The organism is Helicobacter fennelliae (assembly GCF_900451005.1).
Taxonomy (GTDB): domain Bacteria; phylum Campylobacterota; class Campylobacteria; order Campylobacterales; family Helicobacteraceae; genus Helicobacter_B; species Helicobacter_B fennelliae.
This window is the reverse complement of sequence record NZ_UGIB01000001.1, coordinates 2,036,676-2,058,233: the sequence shown is the minus strand read 5'-3', so window position 1 is coordinate 2,058,233 and position 21,558 is coordinate 2,036,676. Positions and strand designations below refer to the sequence as shown.

The 21,558-nt window shown below is 37.5% G+C and carries 22 protein-coding genes; 17 read left to right on the top strand and 5 right to left on the bottom strand.

What is annotated here, in order from left to right:
* Positions 1-76: 76 nt before the first annotated feature.
* From mgtA to DY109_RS10130, 5 genes are all read left to right on the top strand, one after another.
* Positions 77-2,860 carry a magnesium-translocating P-type ATPase gene (gene mgtA / locus DY109_RS10150; protein WP_023947923.1) on the top strand — a complete coding sequence of 928 codons (2,784 nt, stop codon included), beginning with the start codon at positions 77-79 and terminating at the stop codon, positions 2,858-2,860.
* Positions 2,861-3,255: 395 nt separating this feature from the next.
* Positions 3,256-3,540, top strand: a complete 285-nt coding sequence (locus tag DY109_RS10145; protein ID WP_023947919.1) for an SUMF1/EgtB/PvdO family nonheme iron enzyme — start codon at positions 3,256-3,258, stop codon at positions 3,538-3,540.
* A 408-nt stretch (positions 3,541-3,948) separates the two neighbouring features.
* Entirely contained in the window at positions 3,949-4,632 is a 684-nt protein-coding gene (locus tag DY109_RS10140; RefSeq protein WP_023947917.1) for an aspartate/glutamate racemase family protein, read from the top strand.
* Between the two features lie 524 nt (positions 4,633-5,156).
* Positions 5,157-5,561 (top strand): DUF1561 family protein, encoded by a 405-nt coding sequence (locus DY109_RS10135; protein ID WP_288546752.1) that lies wholly within the window; start codon positions 5,157-5,159, stop codon positions 5,559-5,561.
* Positions 5,562-5,747: 186 nt separating this feature from the next.
* Positions 5,748-6,824 (top strand): NAD-dependent epimerase, encoded by a 1,077-nt coding sequence (locus tag DY109_RS10130; protein WP_115737861.1) that lies wholly within the window; start codon positions 5,748-5,750, stop codon positions 6,822-6,824.
* A gap of 33 nt (positions 6,825-6,857) precedes the next feature.
* On the opposite strand, the gene DY109_RS10125 is transcribed toward DY109_RS10130, so the two are convergent.
* Positions 6,858-7,052 carry a hypothetical protein gene (locus tag DY109_RS10125; RefSeq protein WP_023947910.1) on the bottom strand — a complete coding sequence of 65 codons (195 nt, stop codon included), beginning with the start codon at positions 7,050-7,052 and terminating at the stop codon, positions 6,858-6,860.
* Between the two features lie 127 nt (positions 7,053-7,179).
* Here DY109_RS10125 and DY109_RS12160 point away from each other — a divergent pair, with 127 nt between their 5' ends.
* Genes DY109_RS12160 through DY109_RS12150 form a run of 3 tightly spaced genes read left to right on the top strand, consistent with a single transcriptional unit; the run spans position 7,180 to position 8,562 of the window.
* Complete coding sequence (locus DY109_RS12160; protein ID WP_023947909.1) at positions 7,180-7,362, top strand: hypothetical protein; 183 nt, start codon at positions 7,180-7,182, stop codon at positions 7,360-7,362.
* 36 nt (positions 7,363-7,398) lie between these two features.
* Complete coding sequence (locus DY109_RS12155; RefSeq protein WP_023947908.1) at positions 7,399-8,223, top strand: SPFH domain-containing protein; 825 nt, start codon at positions 7,399-7,401, stop codon at positions 8,221-8,223.
* An 18-nt stretch (positions 8,224-8,241) separates the two neighbouring features.
* Positions 8,242-8,562 carry a hypothetical protein gene (locus DY109_RS12150; protein WP_235148548.1) on the top strand — a complete coding sequence of 107 codons (321 nt, stop codon included), beginning with the start codon at positions 8,242-8,244 and terminating at the stop codon, positions 8,560-8,562.
* Positions 8,563-8,826: 264 nt separating this feature from the next.
* Here the strand turns inward: DY109_RS12150 and DY109_RS10115 are convergent, their stop codons facing one another.
* On the bottom strand, positions 8,827-9,510 hold the full coding sequence (locus DY109_RS10115; protein ID WP_023947905.1) for a M48 family metallopeptidase: 684 nt from the start codon (positions 9,508-9,510) through the stop codon (positions 8,827-8,829).
* A 49-nt stretch (positions 9,511-9,559) separates the two neighbouring features.
* On the opposite strand from DY109_RS10115, the gene rplI reads away from it, so the two are divergent.
* The 8 genes from rplI (at position 9,560) to rimP (ending at position 17,720) form a co-directional block, all read left to right on the top strand.
* Positions 9,560-10,003: a 50S ribosomal protein L9 gene (rplI, locus tag DY109_RS10110; RefSeq protein WP_023947904.1), complete on the top strand. Its 444-nt coding sequence runs from the start codon at positions 9,560-9,562 to the stop codon at positions 10,001-10,003.
* Positions 10,004-10,009: 6 nt separating this feature from the next.
* A complete protein-coding gene (hslV, locus tag DY109_RS10105) occupies positions 10,010-10,558 on the top strand; it encodes an ATP-dependent protease subunit HslV (protein WP_023947903.1) in 549 nt (182 codons plus the stop codon).
* A gap of 95 nt (positions 10,559-10,653) precedes the next feature.
* Positions 10,654-11,979, top strand: coding sequence for an ATP-dependent protease ATPase subunit HslU (hslU, locus tag DY109_RS10100; protein WP_023947901.1), 1,326 nt, complete (start codon positions 10,654-10,656; stop codon positions 11,977-11,979).
* 54 nt (positions 11,980-12,033) lie between these two features.
* Positions 12,034-12,939: a GTPase Era gene (gene era, locus DY109_RS10095; protein ID WP_023947899.1), complete on the top strand. Its 906-nt coding sequence runs from the start codon at positions 12,034-12,036 to the stop codon at positions 12,937-12,939.
* Positions 12,940-12,948: 9 nt separating this feature from the next.
* A complete protein-coding gene (locus DY109_RS10090; RefSeq protein ID WP_023947897.1) occupies positions 12,949-13,848 on the top strand; it encodes a radical SAM/SPASM domain-containing protein in 900 nt (299 codons plus the stop codon).
* Positions 13,849-14,180: 332 nt separating this feature from the next.
* A complete protein-coding gene (gene infB / locus DY109_RS10080) occupies positions 14,181-16,829 on the top strand; it encodes a translation initiation factor IF-2 (RefSeq protein ID WP_115737860.1) in 2,649 nt (882 codons plus the stop codon).
* Positions 16,830-16,844: 15 nt separating this feature from the next.
* On the top strand, positions 16,845-17,237 hold the full coding sequence (gene rbfA / locus DY109_RS10075) for a 30S ribosome-binding factor RbfA (RefSeq protein ID WP_023947889.1): 393 nt from the start codon (positions 16,845-16,847) through the stop codon (positions 17,235-17,237).
* Positions 17,238-17,252: 15 nt separating this feature from the next.
* A complete protein-coding gene (rimP, locus tag DY109_RS10070; RefSeq protein WP_023947887.1) occupies positions 17,253-17,720 on the top strand; it encodes a ribosome maturation factor RimP in 468 nt (155 codons plus the stop codon).
* 641 nt (positions 17,721-18,361) lie between these two features.
* On the opposite strand, the gene DY109_RS10060 is transcribed toward rimP, so the two are convergent.
* Positions 18,362-19,396: an AI-2E family transporter gene (locus DY109_RS10060; protein ID WP_023947883.1), complete on the bottom strand. Its 1,035-nt coding sequence runs from the start codon at positions 19,394-19,396 to the stop codon at positions 18,362-18,364.
* On the bottom strand, positions 19,396-19,908 hold the full coding sequence (locus DY109_RS10055) for a DinB family protein (RefSeq protein WP_023947881.1): 513 nt from the start codon (positions 19,906-19,908) through the stop codon (positions 19,396-19,398). Before DY109_RS10055 ends, DY109_RS10060 begins: the two co-directional genes overlap by 1 nt.
* Positions 19,909-19,996: 88 nt before the next feature.
* Between DY109_RS10055 and dapF the strand changes: the two genes are divergently transcribed.
* The gene (gene dapF / locus DY109_RS10050; protein WP_023947879.1) at positions 19,997-20,851 is read left to right on the top strand and encodes a diaminopimelate epimerase; all 855 of its coding nucleotides are present in this window, start codon (positions 19,997-19,999) and stop codon (positions 20,849-20,851) included.
* Here the strand turns inward: dapF and ubiE are convergent.
* On the bottom strand, positions 20,834-21,547 hold the full coding sequence (gene ubiE / locus DY109_RS10045; RefSeq protein ID WP_023947877.1) for a bifunctional demethylmenaquinone methyltransferase/2-methoxy-6-polyprenyl-1,4-benzoquinol methylase UbiE: 714 nt from the start codon (positions 21,545-21,547) through the stop codon (positions 20,834-20,836). The two genes, dapF and ubiE, sit on opposite strands and share 18 nt — an antisense overlap.
* Positions 21,548-21,558 lie beyond the last annotated feature (11 nt).

Sequence of the window (21,558 nt, the reverse complement as noted above, 5' to 3'; positions counted from 1 at the left end):
GTCTATGTATCAGCAGAAAATCTTACAGATAAAAGGTGTCCGAAATGAATAATTAACAATACATAAGGAGTTTATTATGACTACAAAAAAAATCAAAAACCCTCAAAAAATCAATAAAAAAACCTTCAAAATTCTAGAATTTGCCTCAATGCATACCGCAGAAAATATTTTTGAATATCTCAATAAATCTTCAAATGGCTTAATCCATGCGTCCAAAACAGGACTGAATAAAAGCTCAATATATGCGAGCCGAGAAATATATGGTGATAATGTCGTTACCCACCAAAAAAAACAATCACTTGGCACGCAACTTTTCAAAGCTTTTATCAATCCATTTACGCTTATTTTGCTTGTATTAGCTGGGGTTTCTTGCTTTATGGATATTATTTTGCCTCTATCTTGTGGCAGGGCTGATGAAGTGAGCATTCAGGCTGTGGTGATTATTTGTGCTATGGTGTTTTTGTCTGGGATATTGCGTTTTGTGCAAGAGAGCCGATCAGGAGCTGCGGCTGAATTATTGCTCTCAATGATTACAACAACTTGTTCTGTCATACGCAAAAACAAACATAATGAAGAAAAGAAAAAAGAGATTCCATTGGATAAGGTCGTTGTCGGTGATATTGTTACTTTGAGTGCGGGAGATATGATTCCAGCTGATGTGAGAATCTTAGAAGCAAAAGATCTCTTCATCAATCAATCCTCTCTCACAGGTGAGAGCGAACCTATCGAAAAAATAGCCAAGCCTTTGGATAAGATAGATTCTATCACTGATAGGACTAATCTTGCTTTTATGGGGTCAAATGTGCTAAGTGGGCAGGGAAGCGCGCTTGTATTAGCCACAGGCGATAGCACCTTATTTGGAAGTGTCGCCTCTGAAGTTGCTAGCCAAGCTCCAGAGACAAATTTCACAAAAGGCGTCAATAAGGTCTCATGGGTGCTTATACGATTTATGCTTATTATGGTGCCTATTGTGTTTTTTGTCAATGGCTTCACAAAGGGTGATTGGCTTGAGGCGTTATTGTTTGGAATCTCAATTGCAGTGGGATTGACACCAGAGATGTTACCTATGATTGTAAGCACTTGTTTGGCAAAGGGCGCGGTGATTATGTCAAAGAAAAAAACCATTGTCAAAAATCTCAACGCAATCCAAAGCTTTGGCGCGATAAATATCCTTTGCACAGACAAAACAGGCACAATCACTCAAGATGAAGTCGTGCTTGAATACCATATCAATGTGCATGGCAAAGAAGATGACAGAATCTTGCGTCATGCGTATTTGAATAGCTATTTTCAAACAGGCTACAAAAACCTTATGGATATTGCTATCATCAACAAAACAGAAGAGCTAGAGCTTGCAAATCCAAAAATTATAGACTTATCTCAAAACTATACAAAAATAGATGAAATGCCATTTGATTTTGTAAGGCGCAGGCTTTCTGTGGTAGTGCAAGATACATCAGGCAAAACGCAAATGATTACAAAAGGCGCAGTTGAGGAAATGCTTAGTATTTGCTCTTTTGTGGAGTATGACTCAAAACTAGAGCCATTGAGCAATGAGCTTAAACAAGAGATTTTACAAGTTGTTGATGATCTAAATAAAGATGGATTCCGTGTTATCGCATTGGCACAAAAAAATAACCCATCTCAAGTTGGGGCTTTTGGGGTAAAAGATGAATGCGATATGGTGCTACTTGGCTATCTTGCATTTCTTGATCCACCCAAATCAAGTGCCAAACTTGCCATCACTGCACTAAGAGATCATGGAGTGATGGCAAAAGTGCTTACAGGTGATAACCCAAAAGTCGCGCAAAATATTTGCAAGCAAGTAGGGCTTCAAGTCGGAATCAATGGCGATAAAATCCTCTTAGGACATCAAATTGAGCAAATGAGTGATGAAGAGCTTGCAGTTTGTGCTATACAGACTGAAGTATTTGCCAAACTCTCTCCAGATCAAAAAGTTCGGATTGTGAAAGTATTGCAGGATTTGGGGCATTCTGTGGGATTTATGGGCGATGGTATAAATGACGTTCCCGCACTAAAAATCGCTGATGTTGGAATCTCAGTAGATTCTGCGGTGGATATTGCCAAAGAAAGTGCAGATATTATTTTGCTTGAAAAAGATCTTATGGTGCTAGAAGAAGGCATAATCGAGGGGCGCAAAACCTATGCAAATATGATTAAATACATCAAAATGACAGCGTCTTCTAATTTTGGAAATATGTTCTCTGTGCTTGCGGCTTCGGTATTTTTGCCTTTTATTCCGATGATGCCATTGCATTTGCTTATTTTAAATTTGATTTATGATATTTCTTGTATGTCGCTTCCTTGGGATAATGTCGATAAAGAGATTCTCAAAACCCCGCAAAATTGGGATAGCAAATCTGTAAGTAGCTTTATGCTTTGGTTTGGACCTGTGAGTTCTGTGTTTGATTGGAGCACTTATGTTTTTATGTATTTTGTGTGCTGTCCGATGTTTGTTAGCGGTGGGGTTTTGTATAATGATTTGGTAAATGTCTTTGCAGGAGATATGCTTGCTACAATGCAGCTAAACTATGAGGCGATGTTTCAAGCGGGCTGGTTTATAGAATCTATGTGGTCGCAAATGCTTATTATCCATATGCTTCGCACATCAAAAATTCCTTTTGTGCAAAGCAGTGCTTCGGCTCCTGTGATGTTTTTTACACTTTCAGGGATTATCGCACTTACAATCATACCATTTACACAGCTTGCTAATGCGCTTGGGTTTGTTGCTTTGCCAAGTTGGTTTTTTTGGTATCTTATTCCTTGCGTGGTGTTGTATATGCTTTTGGCAACTTTGGTTAAAGTTATTTATATAAGGTGTTATGGGAAGTTGCTTTAAAGATTTTAGATTCTATTTTATATAGAATCTAAAATCTAAATCCTCTCTTTTTTGCTATGCAACTTTAGGGTTTTGCTTGAGAAGCCATATTTCAGGGAGTTTGAAATTTTTAGCCTGTGATGAACTTCTATGTTACACTTTTTTGTGTTTTTGCTTGTCTAAAAATTTCTACACAACCCCAAAATCTGCCTAAAAATAGAGGATTTCTTTACACTCTTTTGTGTTTGCATAGAATCTAGAATCTAAAAGTAGATTCTATGGATTGCCACGCAAATTTTTCAATTTTGCTCGCAATTGAGGGGGCGAGTTTGTCATTGCGAGGACGATAGGACGAAGCAAAAGAGAATCCACTTTGTCATGTCTTTAAGGAGTGCTGGGAGCAAGCCGCAGGGCATATGCCAAAGGACGCAGATTTTAATGCTGGTGAGGGCAAGGGAGTGGAGCCTGTAAATGCTCGTGATAATGTGCTTTCAACCTCTGGTGCGATCAATGTGTTGGGTAATGTGTGGGAATGGACTTCTACATCAAGACAAGTAAGAGGAAATGTAGGCGATTATAAAGCAGTAAAAGGTGGAGCGTGGGATTCTAAGCGCACAGAATGTAGGACAGAAAATAGAGAAGAGGGCAGAGAAGCAAGCAAGACTTACGCAAATGTGGGCTTTCGACTTGTCAAAGAGTAGTCAAGCGTTAAAAATCATCAGAATATCTATAAAATCATTTCAAATCTAGCGTCATAAGTTGCAAAATAATTTGCTATACATTAAAGAGGCTTCATACACTTAAGCCTCTTAATTAAATTGAGAAAAAATACCGCACTTTGCCTGCACTTGCAACTTTTCAGCTTTTTAATTTGCATTTGTCTTTTGGCACTATCCTTTTTCTTTATTCTTTATCGCCTTATTATATTTTGCTTGATTTTTCATTACCTCTGTGCTTTGTCTTGTTTTGTTTTTTGTTCTGTGCTTATGTTTTTTGCTATTTTTACTTTTTGATTGAGAAAGTATATAGGTTAATTTATGAAGATTTTGTGAATAATAGTTTAATTTTATGGTTTAGGATAAATATCTATCACAACACAAGGAGGAAATATGAAAATTATTGGAATCTTAGGTGGTATGAGCTGGGAAAGCACCACATTGTATTATAAACTCATCAATGAAGAAATCCGCGTGAGGCTTGGTGGCTTGCATTCAGCACAGATTCTGCTCTCAAGCCTTGATTTTGCCGAAATCGCAGAATACCAAAGCAAAAATCAATGGAAAAAATCCGCTGATGTTTTGATGACAAAAGCCAAAGATTTGGAGCGAGGCGGGGCGCAATGTATTGTGATTGCTACAAATACCATGCACAAAATCATTCCGCTTATCGATAAGGAAATTAGCATTCCATTTATCCATATCGCCAAAAGCCTTGCTTGTGCGTTGCAAAAAGAGCAGGTTGATGAAGTGCTTTTGCTTGGCACACGATATACGATGAAAGATGATTTTTATAAAGCAATTTTGAATGAATACCACATAAAAGTGCAAGTGCCAAGCAATGAGGATATAGAATACATTAATGCGATTATTTTTAAAGAACTTTGCGTGGGTCAAATCCAAGAAAGCTCAAGGCAAATGCTTCTTCGGATCATCAAAAAACAAAAATGCAACAATGTTGCACTAGCTTGCACGGAGTTGCCATTATTGTTTGATAATGTGGAAGAGGGGTTGCGATTTTTTGATACAGGTGCAATCCACGCCAAAGAAGCAGTTGAGTTTGCTTTGGGGAGGTGAGATAGAAGTGAGATGAAAATAAGATAAATATATGGAGTGAAAAAGGGGAGCATAATGAGAGCTATAAAAAAGCACAAATTAAAGCCAAGCTATTCAAAATTACACATTTTTTCTTTGCTTTATTGTACGTGTTTTTGGGTTGTTTTTATGTAGATTCTGCCTTGTTTTTGTGCTTTAAGCTTACTGCAATATCTATAAATACCTAAAAATACATATTCATATTTTTGCGCCAGTCGCAATATATATTTAATTTTTGCAAAAATCATTATGCGTTAGATTCTGTTTATACATTTAAGAGTATGTTTTGACTGATAAGCCAAAAGAGTGCAGTGATTTTGGTTTATGGCAACTCGGATTGATGTTGGTTCTATGGGATCTTACTTAAGAGTGCATAGAATCTAAAAGCTTTCTAATCAATCAAAGGAGTAAAAATGTATAAATTTTGTCTTGTAGTGTGTATTGTATTGCTGCATTTTTGTATGGCTAGTGAAAATTTCACATCGCTAGATGAAGCTTGACCACAGATTCCGCCAGATATGCCAAAAGATAGTCCGATTGCTGTGCATATCGGGGGTAATAAAAAAGTGTGCTACATTCCGCAGTTTTCAGTAGGCACGCCATATGGCTCGTATATCGGGCTTTTGAATTGCTCTTTGAGTGAGGCAAAGAGTGCGAGATATGATATTTTAAATCGTTTGGCGTATTACATCAACAATATGTGGGTGTGTATCACCGCACCAAATTCAATTGCAATTTATAAAGGCGATAAGGATTATGTGTATTTGAGTCCTTGTGTGATTAATGATGCTAAGCAACAATGGAAAATACGAGATGGCGTGTTTTATAGCCTTGATGAGAGTTATAGTCTCAAAGATGATGGTAATTATGTCTATGTTTTAAAGCAAGGAAATAGAACTTCAAAGAAATAAAACTCATGGTTCATTGACGAAGCGAAAAACAAGCCCCCGCAGAATCGCTTAAAAGCTAGGATTTAGAATCTATGGAAATTAGAATAATGGTTAAATTTGGTTTTAAGTTGGATTATAGAGTTTTTGCATTATACTTTTGCCTAATTTTAGTGCAAGTGTATGCTTAAATTTTGATAAGGATTGCTGGTGAAAATCTTAGTTACAGGAGCAGCTGGATTTATTGGTTCTTTTGTTGCGCGGTATTTGGCACATCGAGGTGATGAGGTTATAGGACTTGATAGTATAAATGATTATTATGATGTACGTTTAAAATATGCTAGATTGCATAAGCTAAGTGGGCTAAATTGTCGGGGGGGGGGGCAAATACAAGAATCTATTAGCTATAATAAACTTTTACAAAGCAATATATATCCTAATTATAAATTTATCAAGCTTCAACTTGAAGACACGCAGAATCTAGCATATTTGTTTAAGACACAAGAATTTGATGTAGTTTGCAATCTCGCAGCACAAGCTGGTGTGCGCTATTCTCTTAAATCTCCTCGCGCTTATATTGATAGCAATATTATTGGCTTTTTGAATATCTTAGAATCTTGTCGCCACAATAATGTCAAACATCTCGTGTATGCTTCAAGCTCATCTGTGTATGGGCTCAATCAAGATATGCCATTTAGCACGCACAAAAGCGCAGATCACCCCATAAGCCTTTATGCTACTAGCAAAAAGAGTAATGAACTTATGGCACACACTTATTCGCATTTGTTTCATCTTCCTACAACTGGTTTGCGATTTTTTACCGTTTATGGACCTTGGGGGCGACCTGATATGGCGTTATTTCAATTTACCAAAAATATATTGGAAAACAAAAGTATTGATGTATTTAATGAAGGCAATATGGCACGGGATTTTACTTATATAGATGATATTGTGGAGGGCGTTGTGCGCGTGATAGATAATGTCCCAAAGCCAAATCCTAAATGGGATACACACAAAGCAGATTCTAGTAGCTCTAGCGCACCTTATAAAATCTACAATATCGGCAATAGCGCGCCTGTGAAGCTTATGGATTTTATTGCAGAGATTGAAAACAATATCGGTAAAAAAGCCAAGAAAAACTTTTTGCCATTGCAAGAAGGTGATGTGCTCGCGACATTTGCTGATGTGAGTGATTTGCAGAATGATCTTTTTTATCAGCCTAGCACATCGATAAGCACGGGCATTGCTCATTTTGTGCGCTGGTATAGAGAATATTACAAATGCTAAGTGCAAATTTAACTTATAAGCTCAAACTAGAATCTAATCACATAATCTAAATTTATAGATTTTAAGCTTGCAGAATCTAAGCTCATAGAATCTAAATCCATACATTAAACGCAAAGTGTTTCTATGGTATTTGGCATGTGATTTATTTTGTAATGTTTGCGATGATTTGTGATGAAAGGTTGAGTGAAGCATTTTGGCATTTTTAAGTTTTTTTATAGATTTTTGCATTATACTTTTGTTTCTTTAAATCTTAGGATTTTTAAATGAGATTCTATATAGCAAATCCCACATCATAGGGGTTTAGCGTGGATTTTGTTTGGTGGATTCTACTTGATTTTTGATAAAGGATGTTATTATGATAGCTCTTATTTTTGTCGCAGTGATTGTTTTGGTTGTGCTGGTTGTTATTATTACGGCTATGCTTTTTAGGCGTGTAGTGGCTACAAATGAGGTGCATATTATCCAATCTGCCAAAAACACCACCTCTTTTGGCAAAGACACCGGAAATGGCAATACTTACTATGAGTGGCCCTCTTGACTTCCTATCATAGGTGTAACAAAGATAGTCTTACCTGTGAGCGTTTTTGATATAAATCTCAATGGCTATGAAGCCTATGATAAAGGCAGGGTGCCTTTTATCGTGGATATTACGGCTTTTTTCCGCATTAAAGATTCTAATGTCGCAGCGCAAAGAGTGAGTAGCTTTAGTGAGCTTATCGAGCAGTTGCGCGCGATTATTCAAGGTTCGGTTAGGACGATACTTTCTTCCCATGAGATTGAAGATATTATGCACTCAAGAAGCACTTTTGGCGATAGCTTTACCAAAGAAGTGCGCGAACAGCTCGCAAGCTGGGGCGTTGAAACGGTAAAAAATTTGGAGCTGATGGATATAAGGGATAGTCAAGATTCTAATGTAATCCGCAATATCATGGAAAAGAAAAAATCTCTCATTGAAATGCAAAGTCGTGTCGAAGTGGCAGAAAATATCAAAAATGCTGAAATCGCTGAAATCAACGCCGAGCAAGCCACGCAGATCCAAGAGCAAATCGCAAAACAAGTCGTGGGACTAAAGACAGTAGAATCTCAAAGAGAAGTCGATATCTCCGCGCAAAAAGCCGCACAGCTTGTCAAAGAGCAAGAAAAAGTCACCAAAGAAAAAGAAATGGAAGTCATCAAAGTCGCTGATGTCAAGCGCGCAGAAATCACCAAAGATGTCAATGTCGTAAAAGCTGAAGAAGTCAAACAAACTGCTATCATAAATGCTGAAGGAGACAAACAAAAAGACATTTTGAAAGCTGAAGCATTGCTAGAATCTAAAAAGCGCGAGGCAGAAGCATTGCTAGAGATGAAAAGTAAAGAAAGTAAAGGTATCGAGCTAGAAGGTGCCGCAAGAGCGTAAAGCGAAAAGCTCATGCAAATGGCGCCTATTGAAGCCCAGATTTCACTTGCGCAAGAAATAGGCGAAAATCAAGGCTACCAAAGCTACCTCATCTCAATCCGCCAAATCGAAGCCTCTCAAGCCATAGGTATTGAGCAGGCAAAAGCGCTTGATAAAGCCGATATCAAAATCATCGCTAATGCTAATAATGGCAATGTGAATGATGGTTTAAATAGTGTGAGCGAGTTTTTCTCTGCAAAAGGTGGCACACAGCTAGGCGCGATGCTTGAAGGCTTAGCACAAAGCGAAGTAGGCAAAAGCTTGCTTGATAAATTTACAGCCAAAAAAGAAAATAAATAAGGTAATAGATTCTGCTACTAAGGCAGATGATTGCATAGAATCTACTAGAATTTGTCGTTTTTGTTGTCATGTCTTAAGCGATAGCGAAGAATCCAGTCAATACACAATCACATAAGACATCGCATTTTCTTTTATCCATTTTTGACTAGATTGCTTCAGCTTTGCGCCTCGCAATGACAAACCCGCCGTCATTGCGAGCAAAATTTTCAAATTTTGCGTGGCAATCCATAAGAATCTACTTTTAGATTCCATGCAAAGCAGAATCTATATTTTCAAACCTTCAAGCAAACCTCTATACAGCAGAGCGTCTTTTTTGAGAGAAGCGCGCAAGTAGCGGTAATTATGGCAGTAGGTTTTAACTTCATTCCAAAACACAGCAGAGTGATTTTTATGCCTAATGTGCGCAAGCTCGTGGATTATCACATAATCAATACATTCTTTTGGCGCAAAAACAAGCATCAAAGAAAAGCTCAATCTATCTTGCGTGCAGCTTCCAAAGCGAGTGGTAGATTCTCGTATGGCAAGTTTTGAAAATGTGAGACGCATTTGCTGTGCGAAAAATCGCGCTTGATGTGTGATGTAGTGCATAAGTGTTATTTTGAGTGCGCTTTTTGTGGGTGCTTCTTGCCATTGCCCAAAGAGGAGGATTTGATTTTTGTGCGATTGTAAGATTGTGTTGATGTGCTGTGTTTGGTGGAGAAATTTTTGATGGGTTGAGAGAATCCATTGCTTATGTAAATGCAAAAAATCCATAAGCTTGTGTGAGGGCGTTTGGAAGTGATGTGAGAGGGTGATTTTTGGTGCGAGGTGGTGATTGGTATATGTGGGCGTTATTGAGATTCTAAGATGTTTGGATTTAGAGGGTTTGAGCTCTATTGATATATCCATAAAATGTAAGATATGAGCTTGCGTGGGTGATTTGGATTTGGCATACCAACTTGTATTCATACTTACTCTTTTTTGATAAAATTTTCAAATTATACCAAAAGGAAAATAGATGAAAATATTGTTGCTCGAAGACATAAAAGGTCTAGGAAAAAAGGGAGATATTTGCGAGGTCAAAGATGGCTATGGACAAAATTTTTTGATCGCCAAAAACAAAGCCAAACACGCCACACATGAAGTCATCAATCGCTACAAAGCAGAGCAAGCCAAAATCGCCCAAATCAATGCTCTTGAAATGGCAGAGCGCAAACAGCTTGCAAAAAGTTTGGAAGATATAGAGGTTGTTTTATACAAAAAAGGCAATAATGGCACACTTTTTGGCTCAATCACCAAAGATGAAATAGCCTGTGAGCTAGAAAAAACATATCGCTTAAGCATAGACAAAAAAGAAATCGATATAAAAACCCCTATCAAAAGCGCAGGAGATTTTGCTGTCGAAGTGAAGCTTGGCAATGGCATTCATGCAAATCTAAAAATCCGCGTTGTAGTGGAGTGAGAAAATATGTTTGAAGCGACAACGATACTTGGATACAAGGGCGAGATTGACGGGAAAAAGGTAGCTATTATCGGCGGAGATGGGCAAGTAACTTTGGGAAATTGCGTGATAAAAGCCAATGCAACCAAAATCCGCACGCTTTATAATGGACAGATTCTAAGCGGATTTGCAGGAAGCACGGCTGATGCGTTCAGTTTGTTTGATATGTTTGAGCGGATTCTGGAGGGCAAAAAGGGCGATTTATTGCGCTCTGTTTTGGAGTTTGCAAAAATGTGGCGCAGTGATAAATATTTGCGCAAACTTGAAGCAATGATGATTGTGCTTAATACTGATAAGATTTTTATTTTGAGTGGCACAGGCGATGTGCTTGAGCCAGAAGATGGCAAAATAGCAGCCATTGGAAGTGGTGGAAATTATGCCTTAGCTGCAGCTAGAGCATTAGATCAAAATAGCACATTACACCCTAAAGAAATAGTGCAAAAATCATTAGAAATTGCTGGAAATATTTGCATTTATACTAATACAAATATCAAGATTCTAGAAGTTGGCACATAAGACTAAATGCACACACGCCAAAACTTAAAATAATACAAAATAATTAAGAAAATACACGAAGTTTGAGTAATTTAAAGCAAAGAAGGAGGCTTAGAATGGATAGATTAAATATGACCCCACAAAAAATCGTGGAATATTTAGATGGGTATATCATCGGGCAAAATGACGCCAAAAAAGCCATTGCAATTGCGTTGCGGAATCGATATAGGAGAATGCAACTTCCAAAAGAAATCCAAGAGGAAATCACGCCAAAAAATATCTTGATGATCGGCTCAACAGGAGTTGGCAAAACTGAAATAGCAAGACGAATGGCAAAGATTATGGGACTGCCTTTTATCAAAGTCGAGGCGAGCAAATATACAGAAGTCGGATTTGTCGGCAGAGATGTAGAATCTATGGTTCGTGATTTGGTGAATGCAAGTATCGCACTTGTAGAATCTGAGCACAAACAAAAACATAGCACACAGATTGCAGACTATATCCTTGATAGGATCACAGCTCGCTTGATTCCGCCTTTGCCTTCAAGCGTGAATGAAGAAAAGAAAAAAGAATACGATCAAAGCTTTGCCAAAATGCGCGAAAAAGTCAAAAAAGGGCAGGTTGATGATTTAAGGATTGATATTGAGGTGGTGAAAAAATTTGAAGCCCTAGATAATGGACTCTCGCCTGATATGATAAAGGTGCAAGAATCTATCATTAGGGTGCTTAATAAAGATGACAGAATCAAAAAAAACATCAGTGTCAAAGAGGCAAAAGAAATGCTTTATCAAGAAGCCGCAGAATCTGTGCTTGATATGGAAAATATCAAAATCGAAGGACTCAAAAAAGCAGAATCTAGTGGCGTGATTTTTATCGATGAAATCGACAAAGTTGCTACAAGCACAAAAGATTCTCGGACTGATCCAAGCAAAGAGGGCGTGCAAAGAGATTTATTGCCAATCATAGAGGGCAGTAGTGTTTCGACAAAATATGGACCAATCAATACGGATTATATTCTGTTTGTCGCTGCTGGGGCGTTCCATCTAAGTAAGCCAAGCGATTTGATCCCTGAGCTTCAAGGGCGGTTTCCGATTCGAGTGGAGCTTGATGGGCTTGATGAGGACGCGATGTATAAGATTCTCACCCAAACGCGCTCAAGCCTCATCACCCAATATCAGCAACTACTCAAAACAGAGCAAGTGGATTTAGAATTTGATGATGAAGCGATAAGGACATTAGCGCATTTTGCGTATATGGCAAATCAAAAAACAGAAGACATAGGCGCAAGGCGATTGCATACGATTTTGGAGAGGGTGCTTGAAGATGTGAGTTTCAATGCAGATCAATATGCCAATCAAAAAATCACCATTGACAAAAAAATGATTTGCCAAAAGCTAGAAAATCTCGTAGGCAATACTGATTTGTCGCGCTATATTTTGTAGATTTTAGTTAAGATCACCATTTGGGGATTATAGGATTATGTGTGAGGATTATGTATGATAAGTAGGGCTGGGTTTGTAGCGGTTGTCGGAAGACCAAATTCTGGAAAATCCACACTTCTGAATACTATTATAGGCGAGAATCTAGCACTTGTGTCTCACAAAGCAAATGCCACAAGAAAAACGATGAACTTTATCATCTCACATACATACAAACACCACGAGCAATGTCAGATTATTTTTGTCGATACGCCCGGAATCCACAAAAAAGAAAAGCTCTTAAATCAATTTATGCTAGATTCTGCATTAAAAGCAATGAGTGATTGCGATGTGTGCGTGTTTTTGAGCGCAGTTGGTGATAGCTTGAAATATTATGAGGAATTTTTAAATCTCTATCCCAAAAAGCATATTTTGGTATTAAGCAAAATCGATACAATCACACATAAAGATTTGGCAGTAGAAATAAGCAAATATCAACCTTACGCAGAGCGTTTTTTGGCTCTTATCCCACTTAGCACCAAAAAAAATCTCAACATTACACAGCTTTTGGATTCTGTGAGTGAGAATCTACCGCATTCAAATGCGTTATTTGATGAAGATGATCTCACGACACACACCATGCGAGAAATCACAAAAGAGATGATCCGCCAAAGTGTGTTTGAAAATCTTAGCGATGAGATTCCTTATGAAAGTGATGTGCTGATAAGTAGCTTTATACACAAGCAAAATATAAATGAAATCTTTGCCAAACTCTATGTCCGCAAACATTCACAAAAAATCATCACTATCGGCAAAAATGGGCAGACAATCAAACGCATTAGTATGCAAGCAAGGCAAAAAATCGAGGAGCTATTGCAAGAGAGAGTGTTTTTAAAAATCGATGTCGTTGTCAATAAAGACTGGCTCAATGATATAAAAACGCTTAAAACTCTAGGCTATCATATCGATAAATCCACAAAATAATCATTACAAATGAAAAAAATCTATATAGAATTAAGCGATATTTGCGCGCTTTCTTGTCAGTTTTGCCCAGCTCCAAAATCAAAACGTGGCATTATGGATTTGCAATTATTTGAGCACTGCATAAATGAGGCGATAAAAATCTGCAAAAACATTGCTTTGCATATTTTGGGCGATCCTTGCAAGCTAGAAAATCTTAGTCAATATTTATCAATCGCCAAAGCCAAAGGCGCGCACATTGATCTTGTTACAAGCGGAATGTATTTGCATAAACATCATTACCACACGCTTATCTCAAAGCCTATCAAGCAGATTTCCATATCGCTTGAAGCGGGGTTTGATCGCAATAATTATCATACAAATTATTTACAGCGGGTTGTAGATTTTGCTTTGTATCATAGGGCAAATCCGTTGTGTTTTTTAAATCTTAGAATCCAAGATAGCGGGATATTGCAGCAAGAGCGTCAATTACAAGATATTTTTTCAGCCTTTTGCATTGCAGAATCTAATATTACAGATCTTATGGCAGAGCTTAGGCAACAAGGCAGAATCCGCCTTTGGGAAAGAGCATTTTTGGTTGTTAAAAGGCATTTTGAATGGACTTTGTCTATTGATTCTAGTGATTCTAATAATTCCGATAATTCCAATGGCTCTAGCGACCCCAAAAACAATCATAAAATACACAAAAAATGCTATGGCATAAGCGAGCAAATCGGGATTTTGAGTAATGGCATTGTCGTGCCTTGCTGTATTGATGCTATGGGGATAATCAACCTTGGCAATATCAAAACCCAGAATCTAGAATCTATCCTTTCATCTCCAAGGGCTGTGCGTATCAGAGAAGGTTTTAAGCACAATTTAGCTATTGAGCCATTATGTCAGCAATGCCAGTATTATATTGCTATGCAATAAAGTGATGAAAAAGAGATAATTTTATAAATATTTTTTTGATTTTAATGCTAAAATGTCGGATTTAATGATTAATGAAATGGGAAAGCCATGTATTTTTCTTCTAAATCTATTCGAATGTGTATTGGCTGTCGTCAGAAATTATTACAACAAGAATTATTGCGTCTTAGACATAGCGATGGCAAAATCAGCGCATTTGAAGGAAGTGGGAGAAGTTTTTATTTTTGTAAGGAGTGCTTACAAGACGAGCGGATATTATATAGGAGTCTATCGAGATTTCGGGGTTTGGAAAAAAGGCAGCAAAGTATAAAAGAGATTCAGGAGATTGCAAAAATATGGATAAAGTAAAGATTGTAGAGATTGCAGAAGATGCAGCAAAAAATCCAAAAGAGGTTTTGGAAAAAGCAAAAGAAATGGGCATTGATGTCAAAAACATCACAAGCACGGTAAGCACAGAGATAGCGGGGTTTATTTATGAATATGTAACAACGGGCAAAAATCTTATGCCGCAGCCAAAAGAAAAAAAACCAGCCAAAGCCAAAAAAACCAAAGAAGTGGCAAAAGAAGCCATAAAGACAACAAAAAAAGCCAAAGAAGCAGAAAGCAAAGAAGCTACAACAGCAATAGAGCACACACAAGAAAAATCCACAAAAACAAAATCCACCCAACCAAAATCTAAAAAATCCACCCAAAAATCATCTCAAGAACTCCAAGATAACACAACAGAAAGCAATACAGAATCTACACAAATCACATCATTGCAAGAGCCATTATCAAAAGATTCTAATCTTATGCAAAGAAACACAGGTATTCGCATTATCAAAAAAACAAATGATGATGAAGCAGAATCCAAACCCCAAGCCACACAAATCAAAAAAACCACATATATGCCCTCAATCCAAGAGATGATGCGAGAGCAAGAAGAGCCACAGCAAAAAAAAGTCAAAAAACCCAAAAAACAGATTCCGCTCCAAAAACACAGCGGGCAAAAAATCGATATTCTTGAACGTAATTTTGAAGCGCGCAATAATGACTATGATGATGAACAAGATGAGATTATGCTTTTTGATCTCAATGAGCATGAGATTAGAGATGAAGAAAAAGAAATGGAAGCGCGACAGATTCTCACTGATAGGGTGCAAATCCAGCGCAAAAATCCATGGCTCAATGAAAATCGATCAATTAGTAGGACAAGGCGCAAGAAGCCAAAAATAACAGCCGAGCCAAGCAAAGTCGCTAAAAGTGCTATCGTGATCCCAGAAGAAATCCGCGTGTATGAGTTTGCTGATATTTCAGGCAGAAGTCTCACAGAAGTGATTAAGGTGCTTTTTGGGCTTGGATTAATGGTAACTAAAAATGACTTTTTGGATAAAGATGCAATCGAGATTCTTGCAGAGGAATTTAATATCGAAGTCTCTATCCAAAATCAAGATGAAGAGATCGAACAAGGGATTATCAATGAGAGTGATTATGAGCCAAGACCGCCTGTTGTAACGATTATGGGGCATGTCGATCATGGCAAAACTTCTTTGCTTGATAAAATCCGCGATACACGCGTAGCAAGTGGTGAGGCAGGTGGTATCACACAGCATATCGGTGCGTATATGGTCCAAAAAGATGGCAAAATGATAGGTTTTATCGATACTCCCGGACATGAGGCATTTAGCGAAATGCGAAGTCGCGGGGCACAAGTAACAGACATTGCAATCATCGTAATCGCAGCTGATGATGGAGTCAAGCAGCAAACAATCGAAGCGCTCAATCACGCAAAAGCCGCAAATGTGCAGATTATCATCGCTATGAATAAAATCGACAAAGAAAATGCTAATATCGACAAGCTTAAATCTGAATGTGCTGAACTTGGATTTTTGGCAAATGATTGGGGTGGAGAGTATGAGTTTATACCCATTTCTGCCAAAACAGGAGAGGGTTTAGATGTTTTGCTTGAGACAATTTTGCTTCAAGCAGAAGTAATGGAGCTCAAAGCCTCACCCAAAGCGAACGCTCAAGCAGTTGTCTTGGAGGGAAGCGTGCAAAAAGGGCGAGGACCTGTTGCGACAATTATCGTCAAACAAGGTGTTTTTAAAGTCGGAGATCCAATTTATGCGGGGACAGCTTATGGAAGGATAAGAGCACTTGCTGATGATATGGGTAGAAGTATCAAGGAGTTAAAACCTTCTGGCGTGGCTTTGGTGGTTGGGTTAGATTCTGTGCCAAGTGCCGGATCGATTCTTTATGCTGCGCAAAATGACTCAATCGCAAGAGAAAAAGCCCAAAAAACAGCGAATTATCTGCGCCAAAAAGAATTAAGCAAATCAACAAAAGTTTCATTTGATGAATTAAGCGAAATGGTAGCCAAAGGGCAGCTTAAAACCTTGCCACTCATCATCAAAGCAGATACGCAAGGAAGCTTAGAAGCAATCAAATCAAGTGTGCTAAAACTCAACAATCAAGAAATTGAGATTAATATCATTAGTTTTGGGATTGGCGGGATAAGCGAGAGTGATGTATCTTTGGCAGCGGCAAGCCCTAATTGCTTGATTTTGGGGTTTGGACTGCGCCCGACAGGTATCGTCAAATCCAAAGCAAAAGAGCTTGGAGTGGAGATAAAAACTTATTCTGTGATTTATGATTTGGTTGATGATATAAAAGCACTGATTTCTGGGCTTATGTCGCCATTGCTTGAGGAAGAAAACACAGGGCAGGCTGAAGTCAGAGAGACTTTTGTAGTTTCTAAAGTCGGGGTGATTGCTGGTTGTATGGTTACAGATGGGGTGATTAAAAGAGGCATTAAAGCTCGCTTGATTCGTGATGGTGTGGTGATTTATACGGGGCTTATCTCAAGTCTCAAGCGATTTAAAGATGATGCCAAAGAAGTGAGTAAGGGCTATGAATGCGGTATTATGCTTGATGGCTTTAATGATATTAAAGTAGGTGATGTATTTGAGACTTTTGTAGAAGTGCAAAAAAGCCAAAAAATCTAATAAGGGACACAAGGTATGTCAGTCAAACTTGAGAGAATGCGCTCAATGCTTAAGGAATTGCTTATAGAGGCTTTGAGCCATTTAGATGATGAGCGGATAAATAGCGTAAGTATCACTGATGTGGAATGCTCAAAGGGCAAATATAATGCAAAAGTGTTTGTGCAAATTGACAATCAAGACGCGCTTGCGACACTTAAGATTCTCAAAAAAGCAGAGGGAATTTTGCGTGAATATGTATTGAGTAATAGTGGTTGGTTTAAATGTCCGCATTTGCAGTTTGTCATCGATGAGAGCTTAGAAAAATCTCAAGGCATAGAGGCGATTTTTCGGCAGATCAATGAAGAAAAACTCAATGAAGAAAAATTTAATGAAGAAAAACTAAAACACACAAACAAAAAGAATAAATAACTATAAAGGCAGGATATGCAGACAGCAGTAAATGAAGAGGTTTTTGCGGATCTAGAATCTATAATCACAGCTTGTGATTGTCAGCTATATGATATAAGCTGGGTGAAAGAGAATAGTCATAATATTTTGCGTATAAGCATTATCTCTAATAATGGTGCGACTACGCTTCATCAGTGCGAAAAAGTTTCAGAAAATATTTCGCCATTTTTGGATACAAAAGATCTGTCTTTAGATTCGTATGTGCTTGAAGTGAGTTCGCCAGGCGTTGAGAGGATTTTAAAGACTCTTCGACATTTTCGACTTTCTATCGGCGAAAAAATACATATCAAACTTATGGATAAAACAGAAATTGAAGCTACACTGCAAAGCGCAAATGATGAAGGCATACAAGTTATGTTGGAATCTAGCGCGAATCAAAATGATAAATACAGAGATTTTGCATATAGTGAATTAAAAAAAGTCAAAACAATATTTGAATGGTAAGCGTAAAATCTTGCATTATAACTCCCTTTCATTGTAATGTTTTATCTTGCTTTTTAATTCTTCATCGCTTATATTTTATAGGGCTTGTTTAGTCTTTTGGCGTAAAAAAAACAAAAAATTCTTTTTCTAAGCCATTATATACATATCCTTGTATAACAACTTTTTTTACTGCTTTGGCACAAAATTAAATCTTTTTGGCTCTTTATATGCAAAAGGATAGATGATGAAAATTTCAGCACTTTGATTTGATAATCCAAAGGTAAAAACTTTTAAGCCAATTTCTCCAAATCTAAAAAATTTTTTTTTTTGAATTTTAAACCAAACTCTTTTTTCAAAGCCTATGCCTTGTTCTGTAACATAAACTTTGTTCTTGCGGTTATAAAATAAAATCCTACAATAATAAAATACAAGAGGAAGAGTAATCATAAACATAAAAAAAGATAAAACTATATCAGTTGGCTTGGTGCCAATGAAATAAATAAAGCCATAAATAATATAAAATACTGATAAAGAGTATCTAAAATAAATACCTTGTGCTTAAATTCAAATAGTATATTCTGCCTGTCATTATCAATTTTGAGATTATCATTTTTTCTTTGTTTAGCTTTCATCTCTTCGTTTATTTTAAATGAAGTTAGATTTTACTTTTGTTTGTGTATGGGAGCAAAGTCTCGCTCATAGATTCTAAGCATAACGATAAAAAACGCCGTGATCGCTGGACCTATCACAATCCCCCAGAATCCAAACGCCCCAAGCCCAGCAAAAATCGCAAAAAATATAATAAATTCATTAATCTGCAATGGCTTTGTAAGGAGCTTGCGATTGACGATACCAATGAGAAATGGCTTGATGATATTGTCAATAAAAAATCCAATAAAAATCAGACTATATAAAGCAAGGAAAATAGCCCCGATAATGTGTGATTGGGTATATAAAAAAAACGCACAAGGAAGCCATACCAAAACCCCGCCAACAACAGGAATCATCGAGCAGAATCCATACAATATGCCAAGCAAGATTCCATCTAATCCCAAAAAATGAGCCGCAATCCCAAACGCAAACCCTTGTAATAGCACATTTAAAATCGTAGAAAAAAACACAATCCGCAAAACCCCGCTCACATCTAAGGCGATTTGGTTGATTTGGTGTTCTTGAAATGGTAGAAGTTTTTTGATATACACATATCCTCTGCGCCCATACAAGAAAAACACAAACAAAAAAATCACAATAAAGCCAAAATCTAGCGTGAAATTTACACTGCCTTTGCCAATATATGTGCCGATACTTGTCGCATACGAGGCGATTGATGAGAATGAGAGATTTTTGGTGAGTTCTTGGATTTGCAAAAATGGAAAATAATCATTAAGCGTGATAAGCATGTGTTTGATTGTTTGTATCCATATTTCAGTTTGATCTTTGATATGGCTCAAAGAGAGTATGCCTCGATAGATGATAAAATATAGTGGAATCAAAACAATCATAAGGAGCGCACAAACACTCAAAATCGAAGTGAGAATCTCATTTTTGATGAATGTATCAAAATAATTTTTGATCCAATATGTCGCGATACAAAGCAATAGCGCGACAACAATATCATACAAAAAAGAATAATATAGCACGCCCATTAAATACAGAGCGATACAAAAAACGATACCAAAAAATACTTTTGTATTCATTAGAGCACGAGCATTCGTCCATTGAAGTCATTTTCTATCTTGAGTATATCAAGTGCTGCTGCTATCATGCCTCGATGATGAATCGCGTGATTTAGGATTGAGAGGATAAATTGATATACAGGCTTACTCATTTCACCCCAAGGAAATGCTACTGATTTTATGCTTGCATAATCATTGATATTTTCAACAACTTCTGTGATGTATTTATCAATATAAGCGCGTGCTTCAAAGAGCTTTTGTGGATTATTGAGGTATTCATCATTGAGCACAAAAGGTGCTTTGAGAAAATGTTTGACATTAGATTCTGGAGGAGTGGCACAGAATCTTGCAAAATAATCTCCAAAAAAGCTCGCGTCTGCGGAAGTATAATGCGCGACAACGCCGATGATTGACTTTTCAAAAAGCCCCATATCTTTATAAAGTATCTCTTTATCAAGAGTTTGCAAAATGTCTATCATTTGCGCGTTTGCGGTTTTGTTATATTTATTTGTCATAAGTATAATTTCTTTCATTTATCGTCCTTTATGCCTTTAGTGAGAATGTAAAAGTCCAAAATTGTAGAGTATTTCGTCTTAAGTCTAAGTTAATTTGGAGTGTAGAATGGTTGTTTATAAATATTGTGCGAGCGGAAATGATTTTTTGATTTTTCACTCATTTGTCAAAAAAAACTACCAACAATTAGCCCAAGCATTATGTAATCGTTTTAGTGGCATAGGTGCTGATGGGTTGGTGGTGCTTTTGCCAAATGAGCATTATGCGTATGAATGGGATTTTTATAACGCTGATGGAAGCTATGCAAGTATGTGTGGGAATGCCTCGCGATGTGTGGCACATTATGCGTATTCTTTGGGATTAGCTCCAAAGGCTCATAGCTTTTTGAGTGGGGCAGGAGAGATTAGAGTTAATGTTGAGGGCTTAATTGTATCAAGCAATTTGGGTGCATACAAGGCATTAGAATCTATTGGGCAAATACAAGAAGATGATATGCAAAGGCAGTGGTATTTTGTCGATACAGGCGTGCCTCATTTGGTGTGTTTTGTAGAATCTAGTAGCCACATTCCAACGCAAAAAACTAAACTTATGAAAACATTGCGGGAACGATATAACGCAAATGTGAATTTTGCTTATAAGATTGATTCACAAACTCTGCAAGTTTGCACTTATGAGCGGGGCGTTGAGGATATAACTTTGGCTTGCGGGACAGGAATGGCTGCAAGTGGGGTGATTGGAAATCGCTTTTTTGGGTTAGAGCAGAATCTAAAAGTGATTCCACCAAGTCGTGAAGCTGTGGAGATTAGTATCAAAGATAATGATAAACACACAAGCAATGGCAAAGACAATAGCAGTGATGATAAGAATAAGGGCTGTGAAGTGTATCTCAAGGGCGCGATTATGTTAGTTGGGATATGTCAAGTAGCAGATGTGTTTGACAAATATTTACGACTTGACTCCTAGCACAAGATGTGAAATATTTGCGCTGTATCCTTTGATTGTGTGTGGTTTGATTCCGACTTTTTGAAAATGTGTAGTGAGGTCTTGCGGGCTGATAAAGCACTCCATAGATTCTGGTAGATAAGCATAGGCTTGATAGTTTTTTGAGATGAGTCCGCCGATGAGAGGAAGCATTTTTTTTGTGTAGAATCCTACGCATTTATCAAGAAGTGTGGGGCTTTGTTTTTTGAAAAAATCCAAAACAACAAGTAGTCCGCCATGTTTGAGCACACGAGAAAATTCGCTCAAAGCCATTGGATAATCAAGCACATTACGCAATCCATAAGTAATGGAGACTATATCCACACTAGAATCTGGAATCTTAGCTAGATTTGTCGCTTCGGTGGTGATGAATTGTGCATTTTTGACTTTGTGCTTGGCAAGCTCTAGCATTTTGACTGAAGGATCAGCACCAATGAGAGAATCTATATGGATATGGTGTTTTTGGGCTTGTTTTTGCCATTGGATCATCATATCTCCCGTGCCACAAGCCACATCAAGAATGCAATCAATCTTTGGCGTCTGTATAAGCTTAAATGCTCTTTTGCACGCGTCTGTGCGCCATAAAATATCAATACCCAAACTCAAAATATGATTTGCCTTATCATAATCTTTGGCGATTGTATCAAACATCTCAATGATTTGATGTTGCTTATCCATGGGTATTCCTT

Coding starts and splice junctions, on each gene's coding strand:
- mgtA (WP_023947923.1), top strand. CDS start 77: ATGACTACAAAAAAAATCAAAAACCCTCAAAAAATCAATAAAAAAACC.
- DY109_RS10145 (WP_023947919.1), top strand. CDS start 3,256: ATGCCAAAGGACGCAGATTTTAATGCTGGTGAGGGCAAGGGAGTGGAG.
- DY109_RS10140 (WP_023947917.1), top strand. CDS start 3,949: ATGAAAATTATTGGAATCTTAGGTGGTATGAGCTGGGAAAGCACCACA.
- DY109_RS10125 (WP_023947910.1), bottom strand. CDS start 7,052: ATGCAAAAATCTATAAAAAAACTTAAAAATGCCAAAATGCTTCACTCA.
- DY109_RS12160 (WP_023947909.1), top strand. CDS start 7,180: ATGATAGCTCTTATTTTTGTCGCAGTGATTGTTTTGGTTGTGCTGGTT.
- DY109_RS12150 (WP_235148548.1), top strand. CDS start 8,242: ATGGCGCCTATTGAAGCCCAGATTTCACTTGCGCAAGAAATAGGCGAA.
- DY109_RS10115 (WP_023947905.1), bottom strand. CDS start 9,510: ATGAATACAAGTTGGTATGCCAAATCCAAATCACCCACGCAAGCTCAT.
- rplI (WP_023947904.1), top strand. CDS start 9,560: ATGAAAATATTGTTGCTCGAAGACATAAAAGGTCTAGGAAAAAAGGGA.
- hslV (WP_023947903.1), top strand. CDS start 10,010: ATGTTTGAAGCGACAACGATACTTGGATACAAGGGCGAGATTGACGGG.
- hslU (WP_023947901.1), top strand. CDS start 10,654: ATGGATAGATTAAATATGACCCCACAAAAAATCGTGGAATATTTAGAT.
- era (WP_023947899.1), top strand. CDS start 12,034: ATGATAAGTAGGGCTGGGTTTGTAGCGGTTGTCGGAAGACCAAATTCT.
- DY109_RS10090 (WP_023947897.1), top strand. CDS start 12,949: ATGAAAAAAATCTATATAGAATTAAGCGATATTTGCGCGCTTTCTTGT.
- infB (WP_115737860.1), top strand. CDS start 14,181: ATGGATAAAGTAAAGATTGTAGAGATTGCAGAAGATGCAGCAAAAAAT.
- rbfA (WP_023947889.1), top strand. CDS start 16,845: ATGTCAGTCAAACTTGAGAGAATGCGCTCAATGCTTAAGGAATTGCTT.
- rimP (WP_023947887.1), top strand. CDS start 17,253: ATGCAGACAGCAGTAAATGAAGAGGTTTTTGCGGATCTAGAATCTATA.
- DY109_RS10060 (WP_023947883.1), bottom strand. CDS start 19,396: ATGAATACAAAAGTATTTTTTGGTATCGTTTTTTGTATCGCTCTGTAT.
- DY109_RS10055 (WP_023947881.1), bottom strand. CDS start 19,908: ATGAAAGAAATTATACTTATGACAAATAAATATAACAAAACCGCAAAC.
- dapF (WP_023947879.1), top strand. CDS start 19,997: ATGGTTGTTTATAAATATTGTGCGAGCGGAAATGATTTTTTGATTTTT.
- ubiE (WP_023947877.1), bottom strand. CDS start 21,547: ATGGATAAGCAACATCAAATCATTGAGATGTTTGATACAATCGCCAAA.